The organism is Paenibacillus lautus NBRC 15380, from assembly GCF_004000945.1.
In the GTDB taxonomy this organism is placed as follows: Bacteria; Bacillota; Bacilli; order Paenibacillales; family Paenibacillaceae; genus Paenibacillus_AQ; species Paenibacillus_AQ lautus.
This window is the reverse complement of the sequence record NZ_BIMF01000001.1, coordinates 511,137-526,842: the sequence shown is the minus strand read 5'-3', so window position 1 is coordinate 526,842 and position 15,706 is coordinate 511,137. Positions and strand designations below refer to the sequence as shown.

The window sequence follows — 15,706 nt, the reverse complement described above, 5'->3', positions numbered from 1 at the left end:
CGTTATGATTTCATCACATTTACATGGAAACTTCTTTTTGTCCGGAGAGCTTGAGGAAAACGAGCAGCGACACGACCGTTATGACAGTAAGGATCGTGGACAGTGCTGCCGCCACGCCGTAGTTCCCGCGGATGACCTCGGTATATATAGCAACCGTTACGGTCTTCGTCTTGCCTGTATAAAGAATGATCGAGGTGCTTAGTTCGGTAATGATGGTAATCCAGCTTAGGATCGCGCCGGAGACGACGCCTGCCAGCATCATCGGAAGTGTAATCTTGAAGAACGTCTTCATCTGGGAAGCTCCCAGACTGATGGCTGCTTCCTCGATCCCATCGTTAATCTGATGCAGGATGGCTGCGCTGGATCGTATCGTATAGGGCAGGCGCCGGATGACAAATGAGATGATCATGATGACGGCCGTTCCGCTCAGCGCCAGCGGCTTATTGTTGAACGTGATCAAGAGAGCAATCCCCAGAATGGAGCCCGGGACGATATACGGGAACATCGTGAAGATATCCAGCGTATTGGTTAGCGCATTCTTTCTTCGAACGGTTACGTAAGCAATCAGTATCGCTAACAGGATAATGGCGACCAACGACACGATGGCCAAGAAGAACGTGTTCAGAATGACCCCGCCAATATTACTGAAGGCATCCCGATAGCTTTGGAGCGAGAAGCCTTCGACGAAAATTCTGCCGTTGGATTTCAGGAACGAAGTATAGATGACGTAGAGCTGCGGCAGCAGCGCGATTAACGTATACAGATAGATAACGGCATGAGCCGCGATATTGCCGATCCCTTTTTTCTTCTTGGCTTCAATGGGATGCAGTGCACTCATCGTAAAGGATTTACGATTGGCTACGAATTTTTGCAGCAGGAATATCGTTGTGGCGAACAGAACGACAATGACACTGATCGCAGCCGCAAAGCCGTCATCGCCGCCGACCTCACTGATGAACTCGTTGAAGATCAGTACAGGAACAGTCTTGTATCCCTCGCCAATCAGCATCGGCGTACCAAAATCGGCAAGCGCTCGCATGAAGACGAGCAGGCCGCCTGCCAGCAAGGTTGGCGTAATGAGCGGGAGGAGCACTTTGCGCATTTTGCCAAAGCCTGTATAACCCATGCTTTCGGCAGCTTCCATCAGCGATTGATCCATATTCTTCAGTGCGCCTGATACATACATGAAGATCAGAGGGACCATCTGCAAGGTTAAGACGACTAAGATCCCCGTAAATCCGTAGATATCCGGCATCGTGATGCCGAATGTGCTGCTAACGAATTTGGTAATGACGCCGCTTCTGCCCAGCAGCAGGATCCAGGAGTAAGCGCCAATGAAAGGAGCCGACATCGAGGAGATCAGAATCATGACCCGAATAGCCGAACTGCCTTTAATCTTCACCGTTGCCATGATGTAGGCCAGCGGCGTTGCGATAATGGCGGCAAGCAAGGTTACGCTGACGGTGACTTTCACGCTGTTGAACAGCGCGTTTAAATAATAGGGCTTACTGAAAAACTTCGTGAAATAGGCGAGGGAAAAATCGCCTGTCGTACCGTTGTACACACTCTTGAACAGCATCGTAAACAAAGGCAGGGCCAGAAAAAGAATGTAGAACACAAAGATCAGTAACGAAATGTTGGTCCAGACATCAAACCGTTTGCGCGTCCCCCTCATAGTTGACCGCCCCTTGTATAGTTCAGTTCACCTGTTGCATCGTAAACATTGATCTTATCTTTTTTTACCTTCAAATAGATGATTTGACCAGGTTCAAGGATTTGTGCAGTTTTCGATTCTTGAGTAATCTCCATTCGTTGCCCGGACTCCAAGTCTACAAAATAATGGGTGTTCTGCCCTAAAAATACGCTGTGCACAATAGTAGCTTTCATGCCGGTTTGGTCCTCGGTCAGTATGAACTCTTCCGGCCGAATCGAAATTTGAACGTTCAGAGCGGAAGCCTGAGCATATGCATTCGGAACTTGAATGTTAGACAGTTCTTCCGAATAGCCTGAACCGAACTGCAGGGTATAGGAGCCCGCCGCTTTCGTTAATTTGCCCTTGATAATGTTGGTGCGGCCGATAAAGGTCGCAACGAATACGTTTGCAGGGCGCTGGTAAATCTCCTGTGGCGTTCCGAGATGCTGAATCACGCCGGATTTCATGACCGCGATGCGGTCGGATACCGCCATGGCTTCCTCCTGATCGTGCGTGACGTAGACGGTAGTAATCCCGACTTCTCTCTGAATGTCTTTAATCGCGTTGCGCATGTCGACCCGAAGTTTGGCATCCAGGTTGGATAGAGGCTCATCCATCAGCAGGACATCTGGCCGGATCACGATCGCTCTGGCTAGCGCAACGCGCTGCTGTTGTCCGCCGGACAGGTTCTTCGGCATGCGATCTTTATAAGGCTCAATCTGAACGACCTTTAGGATGTCATCCACCTTGGCGTTAATCTCCGCTTTGGATAACTTTCGATTCTCCAGTCCAAACGCGATGTTTCCTTTGACGGTTAAGTGAGGGAAGATCGCATAGCTCTGAAAGACCATCCCGATATTCCGCTTGCCAGGTTCCACCTGGTTAATGACGCGATCGTTAAAATGAATGGTTCCGCCTTCAATGCTGTTGAAGCCGGCGATCATGCGCAGCAGTGTCGTCTTGCCGCACCCGGAAGGCCCGAGAAGGGTGAAGAATTCACCCTTCTTGATCTCCAGGGACAGCTCGGGAATGACGGTTGTGTCGCCGTATTTTTTGATTAAGTCTTGAATGGTTATGGTTACGCTCATGGTTGTCACCTGATTCTATAGTTTATTTAACGCTAGTGAACAAATCGACATAACGCTCAACGATCCCGGATTTATGCTCGCTGACATAGTCCGTGTCTTCATCAATCATATGGATTTCTTCGTAAGGCTTCATATGGTCTCCAAGCTTCGTGTCTTGGCGAAGCGGACGGTTCGTTAATTGCGTGCCGAACGCATCCTGCGCTTCTTGGGACAGAATGAAGTCGATGAATTTTTTGGCATTGTCCATATGCGGCGCATCTTTGATAATGGCGGATCCCGCATCCAGGAATACGGCGCCTTCTTTCGGATATACGATTTCTACCGGAGCGCCGTTCTTTACATAGGTGCTGGAAGGGTCTTCGTAGGTAAGGCCGACTACATATTCTCCGTCCGCCACGCTTTTGTGAACGGCACCGGAACCGCTCGCGATTTTGCCGTCCAGGTTCTCTATCAATTGACCGACGTAATTCCAGCCTTGCTCACTCTCATAATCGCCGCCCATCGCTTTCAGCATATTAGTTAACTGTGCGAAAGCGGAGCTGGAGCTTGCCGGGTCAGCGGAAGCAATCTTCCCTTTGAGCTGCGGGTTCAGCAAATCCGCATAGCCTTCGATTTTGATATCGCCGATCAGGTTTTTGTTCACGAGCAGCACGCTGCCATCCGAGATATAAGGGGTAGCGAAGCCCGACGTATTGCGGTGACCTTCCATTAAATTCTTGTCTTCAGGTGATACGTAAGGCTCGTATAAAGCTTCATTTTCACGGAAACCGGCCATGGAACCACCGAACATCACGTCAGCGTATGGGTTCTGCTTCTCGGACTGTAAGCGCTTAATAATTTCGCCGGTCCCAGCCGTTACAAGCTCAACCGTAATCCCGGTCTGCTTCTCGAACATGGGAATGATGGTTTTGATAATTTCCTCGCTGTTCGGACTGTAGATGACAAGCTTATTCGACGATCCCGAATCGGATTCGCTGCTTGCACAACCGCTCAGCGCCCCTATAATCAACACGCAGGTTAACAGTAAAATCGACAGCTTTTTCATGTGTAATCCCCCTTGAACAAAAGTTCATTTCGTAATTGCATGTTCATTGTAGCAAGCTTGGTACCGTTTACATAATCCCATAATCCGCAAACATCGTCTAAAATTCGCAACCTATTTTGGAGTAGACAGGACCTGAATAGGTATATTTTATAGAATTATCTTAGATCGGTTAGGGCAAGATATGGTCTGGAACAACGTCTGGCAAGAAGGAGCTGTTCCTATCACAATGTCGAGGGAGTGAGATGGATGGCTAATAAAAATGATCGTAATCAAAAGGTTGATTCTGATCGCGACACGACCAACTTGGGTGTTGGCGCTGGAGAAGCTTTAGGAACCGCGGGCGGTGGCGTCGTGGGTGCTGCTGTAGGTTCCGTTCTGGGGCCAATCGGTACGATTGCTGGTGGTATCGCAGGCGCAGCATTGGGAAACAAAGCAGGCGAGACTGTAGAAAATGACGACAACGATTCAAAATAAACGGCGTTAACACTACCATCTGTACGAGTACAAATAAGAGGACCCGGGGAATCCGGTGCCCTCGATAATTTGAAGAAGCTGCATGTTTAGATAAAGAACCGCGCTCCCGCGCGGTTCTTTAATTTTTACGTATACGTTCTATGTAGTAGTAAATTTCAACTTATCTTCGCTTGACTTACCACTACACGATGTAGTAAGTTTTAATCACTACATCGTGTAGTGATTAAGTTCGTTATGGACGCATAACGACGTAAAGAGGTGTTCACCGTGAACCAGGTTCAAAAATTATCGGATACTGAAATGGAGCTAATGGAGGTGATATGGGAGTGTACACCGCCTGTCACATCCACCGAACTGCTAGGTCTGTTTGCCCAAAGAGGAAGAGAATGGAAAGCGCAGACCATTTCCACCTTCCTATCGCGTTTAGTGGAAAAAGGGGCACTTTCGGCTACGAGGCATGGACGGACAAATCAATATATGCCTTGCATTTCGCCTGAAGATTATAAGCTTATGGAAACGCAGCACGTCCTGGACGGATTATATCAAGGCTCGGTTAAAAATCTAATTTCAGCTTTGTATGACGGCGAAAAGCTTTCAGATGAAGATATTGCAGAGCTGAAGCAATGGTTTTCGCAAAAGTAGGGGGGCTTATGAATACTATTCTCGAATTGCTGTTTACCCTTACCGTTGCTGGAAGTGCCGTCGTAGCCTGTATTCTTGTACTGCGGATCGTATCCATTAATGCCTTTCCTACAAAGTGGCGCTATGGAATTAGCATAATGGCAGTAGGCTTTTTTCTATTACCCGTAGTCCTTGGTATTCACTGGATTTCACCGTTCTTTATATTCGATGGAACAGCAACCGTCCCGATCGTGAACGAGTTGCCTTCAACAGTGCAACATGCGCTGCCCGGTCCATATTCAGGGATTCATCCGGAGCCGCTCATCCGAGATCAGACCATTTCAGCAAACGTAGCCCTTCCCCTAATTGTCCTATGGGCAATCGGCGCTATAACTTTTGCTGGATGGCAGATGTATTGTTATCGCAGATTTCTAAAGAAACTAGAACATACGCGTACCACCGTTCCGATAAGCAGCGAAGCTGCCAAACAGCTCCCTTTCATCCAGGAAGCCCTTGGTGTGAAAAGCAACGTCCGGCTTTTCCACAGCTCCATCATTCGGAGTCCTGTTCTTGTCGGCCTGTGGAAACCAACCATTTATCTCCCTATCGAGAATACCGTTAACGTGGACATGGTGATCCGTCATGAGTTGATCCATCTGAAACGGAAAGATTTATGGGTCAAAGCGTTCACGCTCGGAGCAAGCGCCTTACATTGGTTTAACCCCTTGGTACACATTCTTCGCAAGGACATTCACGCATGGAGTGAGCTGTCTTGTGATGAAGAAGTCGTAAAAGAGATGTCCTATGCCGAGCGAAAACGCTATGGGGAGACGATTTTAAGCGTCGTAGCAGGATCAAGGAATTTACCCGTGCAATTTTGTGCCTCCTTATCCGGTGACGGCAAACAATTGAAAAGGAGATTAATGATGATGCTTAATGTAAAGAAACAAAAAAAGAAAGCACTGTATCTCACGATAGCAGCGGTGTCCTTGGTTGCTGTAATTAGTACATCAGCAGCGGCATGGGCTTCTAGCCATACGCCCAAAGTCATTGGAAATGAGGAAAGTCAAGCTGAAGCTCAACCAACAGAAGCTGCCCCTTCGGCTGCCGTCGTTGAGAATGATGGAAACAATGTTGAACCTCGGCTAGAAGAAGCTCGTCCTGTACCTGTAGTTGAGCATGAAGGAAACCATGTTGAACCTCGGCCAGAAGAAGCTCGTCCTGTACTTATAGTTGAGAATGAAGGAAACGATGCTGAAACTCATCCACAAGAAACTCGTCCTGTCGACCAGGGTTATAAGTCTCATCCAAACTTGACCCCCCGGGTACTTCCATCACGATAAGATCCATGACGCTTGAAGAACCTGCTGAGTATGTTTGATGCTCAAGAGTGACGAATTCAACATAAACGATGAACGTTAATTAGAGCAAAAACGAAAGAAGAGGGTGCTCCCTCTTCTTTCGTTTTATACAGAATGGCACCAGATCGCATTTGTAATTGTAGCTGTAAAAGCCCGCCTATGGTACGATATGTAGGATCGGCAAGCGACCAAGCTGGCAAATCGTCATACGATCATAGACATGGGATTGGGGATAACATTTTGAAGACGTTTAAGAAAGTTTACATAGAAATTACGAGTATTTGTAATCTGGCCTGCACGTTCTGCCCGCCGACGGAGCGCAAGGCCAACTTCATTAAAGTGGAGGACTTTGCGAGAAGATTGGACGAAATCAAGCCGCATACGAGTTACATTTATCTGCATGTGAAGGGGGAGCCGCTGCTCCACCCGAAGATCGATGAGCTGCTGGATATTAGCCATGAGAAGGGGTTCAAGGTCAACATCACGACCAATGGCACGTTGATTGCCAAGAATCGGCATAAGCTGCTGGGCAAGCCGGCATTGAGACAGATGAACTTCTCGCTCCACAGCTTCGACGGACATGTGGGTTCAACCAATCGTGAGGGATATTTGCGGGAGATACTCTCCTTTGTTCGTGCCGCGGAGGAGCATAAAGTCATCTTTTCGTTCCGTTTGTGGAATCTGACGCAGGACAACCAAACGAACCTGGAGAAGAGCCGCAACCGCCAGACACTCGAAATTCTGGAGCAGGAATTTAATCTGGACTACCGAATCGAGGAAAAGGTTGAACCCGGCGGTGGCGTGAAGGTTGCCGACCATGTCTATCTGAACCAGGATTATGAATTCCAGTGGCCAAGTCTAACAGGGCCGGAGGATGACGGCAAAGGCTTCTGCCATGCGCTTCGCAGCCAGGCGGCCATTCTCGTAGACGGGACGGTTGTACCGTGCTGTCTGGACGGGGAAGGGGTCATCAATTTGGGCAATATTCATCAGAAGTCCTTCTCGGACATCGTCGATGGGGGGCGGGCGAACAATCTTGTGGATGGATTTTCACGCCGGGAAGCCGTTGAGGAATTATGCAGAAAATGCGGGTATCGGCAGCGGTTTGGGGCTTAAACAAGAGGCGGAGAAAAATTCCGCTTCTTTTTTTATACCAATGTATGGTATCCTTATATGTTATGACGTAAAGGAACGGCTTGTGGAGACTCGATTATGAGATGCCCCATGTTACGTGATGAGACAATATAGGTATTTACCTTAAAGGAGACCCCATGACATTTCAAGATTTAAATATATCCCCCGTGATTCTCAAGGCTTTAGCGAAGGAGAATTACAAGACGCCAACGCCTATTCAGGCTCAGGCGATCCCCGCTGTGTTGGCCGGCAGAGATTTGCTGGGCTGCGCGCAGACCGGAACAGGGAAGACCGCCGCTTTTTCGGTGCCGATGATTCAGCTGTTGAACGAACAACCCCCTAAACCGGGCATGTCGCGCCGTATTCGCGCGTTGGTCTTGTCGCCGACCCGGGAACTTGCCCTGCAAATTTCGGATAACGTGAAAGCCTACAGTCAGTTCACGAAGCTGCGTTCGACGGCAATTGTTGGCGGCGTTTCGCAAAAAACGCAGGAGCGGGCGCTTCAGCAAGGAGCGGACATTCTCATTGCTACCCCAGGCAGACTCCTGGATCTTATGAATCAGAAGCGTGTCGATCTGCAGCATGTGGAGATTCTGGTGCTGGATGAGGCCGATCGGATGCTCGATATGGGCTTTATTCATGACGTGAAGCGCATTATCGCCAAAATGCCGAGCAAAAGACAAACGCTGTTCTTCTCGGCCACGATGCCTGCGGAGATCACCCAGCTTGTCAAAACATTATTGCACAATCCCGTAAAAGTGGAGATTACCCCGGTTTCCTCTACGGCCGAACGAATCAAGCAATCGGTGTACCTGCTGGAAACAGGAAATAAGCAGAAGCAATTGAATGAGCTGATGAAGGACCCATCCATCGTGTCGGCCTTGGTCTTTACCCGTACGAAGCGCGGCGCTGACCGGGTTGTGCGCGACCTGACGAAGGTGAACATCTCGGCTCAAGCCATTCACGGGAATAAATCGCAGGTCAGCCGCCAGACGGCACTCAAAAATTTCAAAAGCGGGGAGACCCGGGTACTGGTGGCGACAGATATTGCTGCTAGAGGCATCGATATCGACGAGCTGTCGCATGTCATTAACTTCAATCTACCGAACATTCCGGAGACGTACGTTCACCGGATTGGCCGGACGGGGCGTGCAGGACTGAGCGGAACGGCGATATCATTCTGCGAAGTGGACGAGGTGCCTTTTCTCCGGGATATCGAGAAGTTAATCGGAAAGTCCATTCCCGAAGTGAAGGACCATGCCTTCCCGATGTCAGGCTCCTTAAGAGCTGCTAAGGTAGACCGATCGCCGAAATCGGGCTCGGCCAAATCCGGCAACGGCAAGCCAGCTGCATCGAGGCCCGCTAAACCGAAGGCGGATGCGGCTCGCAAACCGAAGACCGACACGGCTCGTAAGCCGAAATCAGATGCGGCTCGTCATTTGGGCACGAATTCGGCACGTAAGCCGAAGGCGGAAGCCGTCAGTAATCCGTATTCAGAGATGGCACGTAAGTTCAAATCGGAAGCTGCTCAGAAACCTATGGATGGCCAAGCCCGTAAGCGCAAGTCTGAGGGATTCAATAAAGGAACCAAGACCGGCAGATCCTCATAAGCAGAAATAACGATAGTGAAGCAGAAAGCACCCTTTCCCACTTGTGAAGTGGAAGGGTGTTTTTTTTTCGGAATGGAATGGGAGTTACGCGCTCTTTCTCCCCGCAAGAAGCAGAAACAGTGGGATTCTGCACCTGCGCTCATAAGTTTCTTCGTTTAAGAAATGTTCTCGCACAGGTCTGGACTCCCTTAGGTGTTCCACGGTAAAGCCGGCTTCCTGCATCGCCCGGAAGTAATCCTCGACGGTTCGATGGTACTTATGAACGGTGCCGCCGAGCCATTGTTGTTCCCGGTAGCCTTCGCTGAAGTAATTGTCCACGACCCAGTTCGTTCGTGTGCCGGACGGCTGAAGCGTGGAGGTAATGACGGGATGCTCGACGGAGAAGACAAACCTGCCGCTCGGCTTCAAGCTCTGATGAATGCATTGAAAGACGCGCTCGATATCCTGCAGATAATGAATGGCGAGCCTGGAGAGCACCAGATCATAGGAATCGCGGGGATATGCAAAGTCCTCAATCCTCGTATGCACAACGGTTCCGTTGTTGTAATCGGTCAGGTTGCTTGAGGCGGCTTCCACCATATTACGAGAGCCTTCAATCCCTACATACGCAGCACAACCTTTGTTGAGCAATTCCACGCCAAAGCCAGCATCGCCGCACCCCAGGTCCAATACTTGCCGATCCGAGATATCTCCCAGCAGCTGCCAGATGACGGGTTTCTCCAATGTATCGTTGGCGTTCTCCTGCCCTTGCCGTCGCTCCATGTACTTCTCGAAGTTCGTGTCGTTGTCATAAAAATCGGATCCGTGATAGCTCATAGGCACCTCCTTCTAGGAATCATCCTAGACTCGATATTTCAGAAGATCAGCTAGCCGTGCTAATCCACCTAAAACAACCGTCTGCAAAATCCGGGGCGGTCCGGCGAGGTACCCATCCATAACGCTCCAAGCGACACCAAGCCATAAAGGATTCGAAGGAATTCCCTTGTTGTTAAGCTTGCCTTCACATTCCAATTTGTGAATAAGCTCAAACATATCCCAATGTTGTCCCGGAGGGCGAATCTCATGCAGGGCAACCAGACGGTCCTTGCTAACATTCCAGAATTGATGAATCTGAGTCGGACGGATGCTGGCCTGCCCCCCTTGTTCCACGGTCGTCTCTTCTCCGTCAATCACAAATCGCATATGCCCCTCTTGTACAGTAAATGTTTCTTGCAGAACCGGATGCCAATGCGGGCCGTTCATCGGACCTTGCTTAACAATCGTATGTTGTACCAAGAGATAGTCCCCTTGATCGTCAGTGCCGCTTTCGAGTAAGGTTACGGTTCGACCATCAGGATGAACAAGGGTCTTTCCTGTCACACAACTCACCTCAATCCGTTATTTTGGAAAAGTTAGGTTGCCTTATGGTTCATTATAACGGATCGTTCCTCCCGGAATAATACCCAGGCCATGATTTAAGATATAAAAAACCGTGCCGATATGAATCGGGCTATTCCTCCCAAAGGGAATACGCTTTGGGCGAATCTGCGACTCGCTGGTCTCCGTACTCGAAGCGATGTATAATTGGGTACGATTCATAATCAAAAAAATTACAGTTGGCGGGTGTAGAATTGCAAATTCAAAAGATAAAGAATAGAAGCTTCTTGTTTACCAACCATATCCCTGCGGGATGGGATTTAAATGTTCAACTGATTATGGGAGACCGGAATAATTACATTATCGATACGGGTCTGGGCTCATTGAACATCGAGCCTGTCAAAGAATACATAAAGCATGACAGCAAGCCAACCATTGTAATCAATACGCATCATCATTGGGACCATATCTGGGGAAATGGCTCGTTCCGAGACTGTATCATCATATCTCACAAACTATGCAGGGAAATGATGGAGTCAGGCTGGGAAGGCATGATACAGAAAAACAAGAGGTTTGTTGAGGGCGAGGCAGAATTGGTTCTTCCCAATCTGACATTTGATAACGAATTATATTTTCCGGAAGACAACATACGGCTCATTTATACTCCTGGCCATACCGTGGATTCCATAAGTGTATTGGACGAGTTAGAGCAGGTGATCCATGTAGGCGATAATGTAGGTGACTCCATGGATGAAATTATTCCAAGCATTTATGTTGAACAAGATCTTTATATACAAACGCTTTTGAAATATAAAGAAATGGATTTTGACACGTGTATATCGGGTCATAATGTTACGTTGGATAAGCAGGTCATAGAGCAGATATTGAGCAAGCTTTAGGATCTGGGTAGGGCTATATTGTCGAAAAGCAGATAACCGAGTGCAACGGGAATAACCCCGTTTTCACTCGGTTTTTATTTATCAGCGGATGCATTTATACCTCTGTTATTTCACCACGTTCGGTCATCCCTCTATTTCCATCATGGAGAAGTGGGATGATCATCCAGAATCCAACGAGAAAACATGCGCCAGCCAAAGCGTATACGGAAGTTAGTGACATGGCCTGCTTCAATAGACCGGAACATCCCATTGTGATCAGCATGGCTCCGGTCATGAGCGGCGTGCGCAAGCCGGTAACCCGACCGATATAGGCTTGTTCCGTTTGCTGCATGACCAAGGTGTGGTTCCCGATAAAAATAGCCGGTTGCAGCAGCGCAATCAGGAATTGCGAGAGCATGGTCAGCCAGAGGAGCGTCGACAGACCCAGCAGGAGAATGCCTGCGCCGTTCACGATTAACCCCATCATCAGTAAACGACCGGGAGCGATTCGGGAAGCGAGCATAAACGTTACGATCCCACCCAGGATTTCGCCGACACCGTAAGGGATGGTAATCCACTGCAAGTCCTGAGCGGACAAGCCTAAGCGTTCGGTCACCAGAAATACGCTGAGCGGGGAGATCAGTCCCACCCCAAGACCCACAACCATGAAGCAGAGGCTTAGTCGCAGCAGATCTCTTTTGAATACAACATAACGAATGCCGTCGGTCATATCTTGAAGAATGGAGGGAGCTGCTGTTGCAGTGTTCATAGATGCCTCTTGGTCTTTAGGCACGAACAGCATAGCTAGGGCAGATAACATGAACCATCCGCTCGTTAACACGAGGGCAGCTGATATGCCCCATTGCTGAAACACCCATGTGCCCAGCATCGGACCGATGATCATAAAGAGAGAGAACAGCGTTTGCAGCAGCGACATGCCAATGGAAGCATCCTCGTCCCGCACATGGATTTTGAACAGCTTCATGCCGGAGGGCTGGGCGAACTGCGACAGGATGGAAGAGCATAAGGTTGCGAAGAATACAGCGCCCCACGAGCCGGATTCCAGCATCAGAAACACGATAAAGACTGAGCAAGCACTTAGTATCTCGCACCAGATGATGGTTGCTTTGGGACGCCAACGGTCGGCGAATACACCCCCAATGAATGAAAACAGAAAGATCGGTCCATATTCGGCGACGGAAATCATGGAAATGGCAAAAGCATTCCCGCCTGTCATGTCCATGACAAACAGCAGAACGGCAAAATTTCGGATCCATATTCCGAGCTGGGAGCATACATTGGAAATCAGGATCGCTCGGACGAAGCCGTTGTGGAGCAAACGGATGGAGCTTGGCATAGTGATATATTCCTCCTTACAGAATCAATGCTGGAACCTATTTTGCGGTCTCCTGTAAGGTAAGAGTCAATGGTCAACCGACGCCAGAATCGTGTAAAGTAAGATAAAAGGTTGTTGGAGGAGGGGTGTCATGTTTATCGTCAACGTGGAAGGGGCCGTCTGCAAGGACGGGCAGTGGCTGATGATTACGCGCAGCCTTAAGGAAGAGCATGCGGGCGGAACACTCTCGTTAGCGGGAGGCAAAGTCGACAGGGAGGGGCACACGCTGGATATTCTGGAGCGCACGGTGAAGCGGGAGCTTTACGAAGAAGTTGGCGTAGAGGTGAAGGAGAACGTCACGTATGTCTACAGCTCTTCTTTTGTAACGGACGATGACCGTCCTGTCATCAACATGGTGTTCCTGTGCGAGTATGATAAGGGGACGCCTTACAGCAAGAGCCCGGACGAGGTCGAGTCGGTACAGTGGATGACGCTGTCCGAGATCATGAATCACCCGAAGGCTCCGCCGTGGACGAAGGAAAGTGTGCAAAGAGCGGAGGAGGCTCGGCGCAAGCGAACCTAAGTATTTTCCATGGAGAGAAGAATCCAACGAAATGGCGGTGTGGTAATGAGCAATCTGTTGCAGGTCAGAGTGACCGGAATTTTGGTTGAAGACGAACGTATTTTGCTGGTCAAACAGAGTGTTTCGTCAGAACGTGGCTGGTCGCTGCCCGGAGGAAGGGTAGAGCAGGGGGAAACCCTGGAAGAAGCCATGGTTCGAGAAATGGAAGAGGAAACCGGGCTAATCACAAAAGTGAAGAAACTCCTATATCAATGCGATAAACCGGATTCATCGCCCTCACTGTTACATATTACTTTTTTGCTGGAACGTTTGGAGGGTGAGATCCGGCTTCCATCGAACGAGTTCGATCTCAATCCTATCGGCGATGTGGTCCTGGTCCCTATCGCAGATTTAGCGAGCCATGGGTTCTCCGAGAAGTTTTCGACGATCGTTAAGCGAGGATTTCCGGAGTCAGGAAGCTATCAAGGCCGCAAGAGTAATATTGGATTGTAAAGGAGGTGCTGGTTTCATGAAAAACATATTTATTGTGCGGCATTGCAAGGCGGAGGGACAAGCCGCCGACGCTCCGTTAACTGGGCAGGGTATTCAGCAAGCACTTGAACTTGCGGAGTTTTTATCTGATAAAGGGATTGATCATATTGTTTCGAGCCCTTACCTTAGGGCTTACGATACGATAAAACCCTTGGCGAATCTCATTGGCGTGAAAGTTGTGATGGATGAGAGATTAACGGAGAGGGTTCTATCGGGTCGTAATAACCCTGCTTGGCGGGAGATGCTTCGCCGAACTTATGATGATTTGGACTTGTGTTTTGAAGGCGGGGAATCAAGTCGTACAGCCATGCATCGTGCAGTTCGTGTGGTGGAGGATGTCCTGCAGAACTCCAGCCAGAATGCTGTCATCGTGTCGCATGGCAACCTGGTCTCGCTTCTGCTGAAGCATTATGATGATCGAATTGGGTTCCGTGAATGGGAGGCACTATCCAATCCTGACGTGTACCAGCTCCGTTTTCTGCAAGATGCACTCGGCATACATCGAATATGGACCGCGTGAAGGCTTGAAACAACCTATGTAAAAAAGAATTCATAAGCATTTATTCCCTATATTTGGCGGCAGGCCGTCCTCTATAATGGAGTTGCACAGATATCAGGCTGTATTTCCTACGATTCGTTTAACAAAGGGAAATCGCATCTTGGACAAGCTGTGCGATGGGTTCGCAACAACATTAGAGAGATTATGAAATAAAGGGGATATGAAACATGGCCAAAACAAAACGGGGCCGCGCACTCTGGAACATGCCATCGCGTGGCCGCGGCACATGCCCGGTATGCAGCACGTCTCGCATCAAGCTCCTCTACGTCGCCAACAAGTCGGACGGCACGGCGCTGAAGGTATGCAAGAGATGCCAGAATGCCGATCAGTCCAGAGTCGACGCAGCTGTCGTGTAAGAGTCGGTTCGTCGGTTATCTGCATGTGAGTACGAAACTTGAGAAACGATAGTCATGCAGCAGCCCGCTCCTTAACGAAAATGGAGCGGGCTATTTCTTGTGCGTGAGATTGAGGAGGTTTACTTTGAATTTCAGATGGGATAATATCTAATTTAATAAATCACAAATTAGATGTTCGTCAAATTGTGTAGGGAGTGAACATATCCATGCAATTGGATAAGGTAGTTAGTTATCATAAGGCGCTTGCAGATCCGACGCGAATCAAAATGCTGATCCTGCTAGCCGAAGGCGAATTAAACGGACAGGTTCTGGCCGAGAAGATCGGTGTCACGCCAGCAACGATCACACACCATGCAGCGAAGCTGCGGGAAGCGAGTCTGATCAAAGAGCGCAGGGATAAGAACACGATCTACTTCTCGTTAAACCATTATTTCATCAAAAATAGTGCAACTGCTACGGAAAATCTAATCTATCAAAGAGTGAGGCCCGAGGGCTTTCCGGAGCGCTTGGAGGAAGAAGACCAGCGGACGAGGGACGTTGTTGTGAACAATTTTTTTACTTCCGAAGGAAAGCTGAAGAACATCCCTGCCCAGCTGAAGAAGAAACTTATCGTGCTAACGTATATGGTATCCCGGATGGAAAAGGGACGTAAGTACACCGAGAAGGAAATCAACGAGTTTATTCAGGGTTACCATGAGGACTTTGCGACTCTTCGCCGGGAGTTCATCATGCATCATTTCATGTTCAGGGACAACGGGGTGTATGAGCTCAATCCGCAAGAAATGTGGGCACGATGGGAGGATCTATCCTAATGAAAGAGGATTCTCAGCTATCCCATTGTAATCACGTTTGATGCAACGGATGTTGAGGAGTTAGGGCAGCAGCTGCACGAGCAGGGATTGAAACCGAATCGATCAGAGTGAATGGCAAGCACTGGCTTTTATGAGGCAGATGGCTTGCCTTTTTATGTTGTTAACGCGAATTCGCAGTTTGGCAGCTCCAGTTGAGGTGACTGAAACTCCTCATGATCACTGGACAACGGTCATAACGAATCTGGTAGTTTAATTCCCCGGCAACGTTT

17 protein-coding genes are annotated in these 15,706 nt (G+C 49.0%); 11 read left to right on the top strand and 6 right to left on the bottom strand.

Annotated features, from left to right (window positions below; genetic code table 11):
• Nucleotides 1-19: 19 nt before the first annotated feature.
• Genes PLA01S_RS02305 through PLA01S_RS02295 form a run of 3 tightly spaced genes read right to left on the bottom strand, consistent with a single transcriptional unit; the run spans nucleotide 20 to nucleotide 3,826 of the window.
• Entirely contained in the window at nucleotides 20-1,675 is a 1,656-nt protein-coding gene (locus PLA01S_RS02305) for an ABC transporter permease (protein ID WP_127589871.1), read from the bottom strand.
• Nucleotides 1,672-2,781: an ABC transporter ATP-binding protein gene (locus PLA01S_RS02300; protein ID WP_127589870.1), complete on the bottom strand. Its 1,110-nt coding sequence runs from the start codon at nucleotides 2,779-2,781 to the stop codon at nucleotides 1,672-1,674. The genes PLA01S_RS02305 and PLA01S_RS02300 overlap by 4 nt, the downstream gene beginning before the upstream one ends.
• Nucleotides 2,782-2,803: 22 nt before the next feature.
• The gene (locus PLA01S_RS02295) at nucleotides 2,804-3,826 is read right to left on the bottom strand and encodes an ABC transporter substrate-binding protein (RefSeq protein ID WP_127589869.1); all 1,023 of its coding nucleotides are present in this window, start codon (nucleotides 3,824-3,826) and stop codon (nucleotides 2,804-2,806) included.
• Nucleotides 3,827-4,072: 246 nt separating this feature from the next.
• Here PLA01S_RS02295 and PLA01S_RS02290 point away from each other — a divergent pair, with 246 nt between their 5' ends.
• The 5 genes from PLA01S_RS02290 (at nucleotide 4,073) to PLA01S_RS02270 (ending at nucleotide 9,026) form a co-directional block, all read left to right on the top strand.
• A complete protein-coding gene (locus PLA01S_RS02290) occupies nucleotides 4,073-4,300 on the top strand; it encodes a hypothetical protein (RefSeq protein ID WP_127589868.1) in 228 nt (75 codons plus the stop codon).
• Between the two features lie 267 nt (nucleotides 4,301-4,567).
• Complete coding sequence (locus PLA01S_RS02285) at nucleotides 4,568-4,942, top strand: BlaI/MecI/CopY family transcriptional regulator (protein WP_127589867.1); 375 nt, start codon at nucleotides 4,568-4,570, stop codon at nucleotides 4,940-4,942.
• An 8-nt stretch (nucleotides 4,943-4,950) separates the two neighbouring features.
• Nucleotides 4,951-6,264, top strand: coding sequence for a M56 family metallopeptidase (locus PLA01S_RS02280; RefSeq protein ID WP_127589866.1), 1,314 nt, complete (start codon nucleotides 4,951-4,953; stop codon nucleotides 6,262-6,264).
• 258 nt (nucleotides 6,265-6,522) lie between these two features.
• Complete coding sequence (locus tag PLA01S_RS02275; RefSeq protein WP_127589865.1) at nucleotides 6,523-7,398, top strand: radical SAM/SPASM domain-containing protein; 876 nt, start codon at nucleotides 6,523-6,525, stop codon at nucleotides 7,396-7,398.
• Between the two features lie 155 nt (nucleotides 7,399-7,553).
• Nucleotides 7,554-9,026, top strand: a complete 1,473-nt coding sequence (locus tag PLA01S_RS02270; protein WP_127589864.1) for a DEAD/DEAH box helicase — start codon at nucleotides 7,554-7,556, stop codon at nucleotides 9,024-9,026.
• Between the two features lie 84 nt (nucleotides 9,027-9,110).
• Here the strand turns inward: PLA01S_RS02270 and PLA01S_RS02265 are convergent, their stop codons facing one another.
• Nucleotides 9,111-9,842 carry a class I SAM-dependent DNA methyltransferase gene (locus PLA01S_RS02265; RefSeq protein ID WP_127589863.1) on the bottom strand — a complete coding sequence of 244 codons (732 nt, stop codon included), beginning with the start codon at nucleotides 9,840-9,842 and terminating at the stop codon, nucleotides 9,111-9,113.
• 24 nt (nucleotides 9,843-9,866) lie between these two features.
• Nucleotides 9,867-10,385: a cupin domain-containing protein gene (locus tag PLA01S_RS02260; protein WP_127589862.1), complete on the bottom strand. Its 519-nt coding sequence runs from the start codon at nucleotides 10,383-10,385 to the stop codon at nucleotides 9,867-9,869.
• Between the two features lie 236 nt (nucleotides 10,386-10,621).
• Here PLA01S_RS02260 and PLA01S_RS02255 point away from each other — a divergent pair, with 236 nt between their 5' ends.
• Nucleotides 10,622-11,281 (top strand): MBL fold metallo-hydrolase, encoded by a 660-nt coding sequence (locus PLA01S_RS02255; protein ID WP_246059276.1) that lies wholly within the window; start codon nucleotides 10,622-10,624, stop codon nucleotides 11,279-11,281.
• A gap of 94 nt (nucleotides 11,282-11,375) precedes the next feature.
• Here PLA01S_RS02255 and PLA01S_RS02250 read toward each other — a convergent pair whose 3' ends face one another.
• Nucleotides 11,376-12,617 (bottom strand): MFS transporter, encoded by a 1,242-nt coding sequence (locus PLA01S_RS02250; protein ID WP_127589860.1) that lies wholly within the window; start codon nucleotides 12,615-12,617, stop codon nucleotides 11,376-11,378.
• 130 nt (nucleotides 12,618-12,747) lie between these two features.
• Here PLA01S_RS02250 and PLA01S_RS02245 point away from each other — a divergent pair, with 130 nt between their 5' ends.
• From PLA01S_RS02245 to PLA01S_RS02225, 5 genes are all read left to right on the top strand, one after another.
• Nucleotides 12,748-13,179: an NUDIX hydrolase gene (locus tag PLA01S_RS02245; protein WP_127589859.1), complete on the top strand. Its 432-nt coding sequence runs from the start codon at nucleotides 12,748-12,750 to the stop codon at nucleotides 13,177-13,179.
• Between the two features lie 45 nt (nucleotides 13,180-13,224).
• Nucleotides 13,225-13,671 (top strand): NUDIX hydrolase, encoded by a 447-nt coding sequence (locus PLA01S_RS02240; RefSeq protein WP_127589858.1) that lies wholly within the window; start codon nucleotides 13,225-13,227, stop codon nucleotides 13,669-13,671.
• Between the two features lie 16 nt (nucleotides 13,672-13,687).
• Entirely contained in the window at nucleotides 13,688-14,230 is a 543-nt protein-coding gene (locus PLA01S_RS02235; RefSeq protein WP_127589857.1) for a histidine phosphatase family protein, read from the top strand.
• 206 nt (nucleotides 14,231-14,436) lie between these two features.
• Nucleotides 14,437-14,625, top strand: a complete 189-nt coding sequence (locus PLA01S_RS02230) for a hypothetical protein (protein WP_009593181.1) — start codon at nucleotides 14,437-14,439, stop codon at nucleotides 14,623-14,625.
• 206 nt (nucleotides 14,626-14,831) lie between these two features.
• Entirely contained in the window at nucleotides 14,832-15,437 is a 606-nt protein-coding gene (locus tag PLA01S_RS02225; RefSeq protein WP_127589856.1) for a DUF2087 domain-containing protein, read from the top strand.
• The last annotated feature ends 269 nt before the right edge of the window (nucleotides 15,438-15,706 follow it).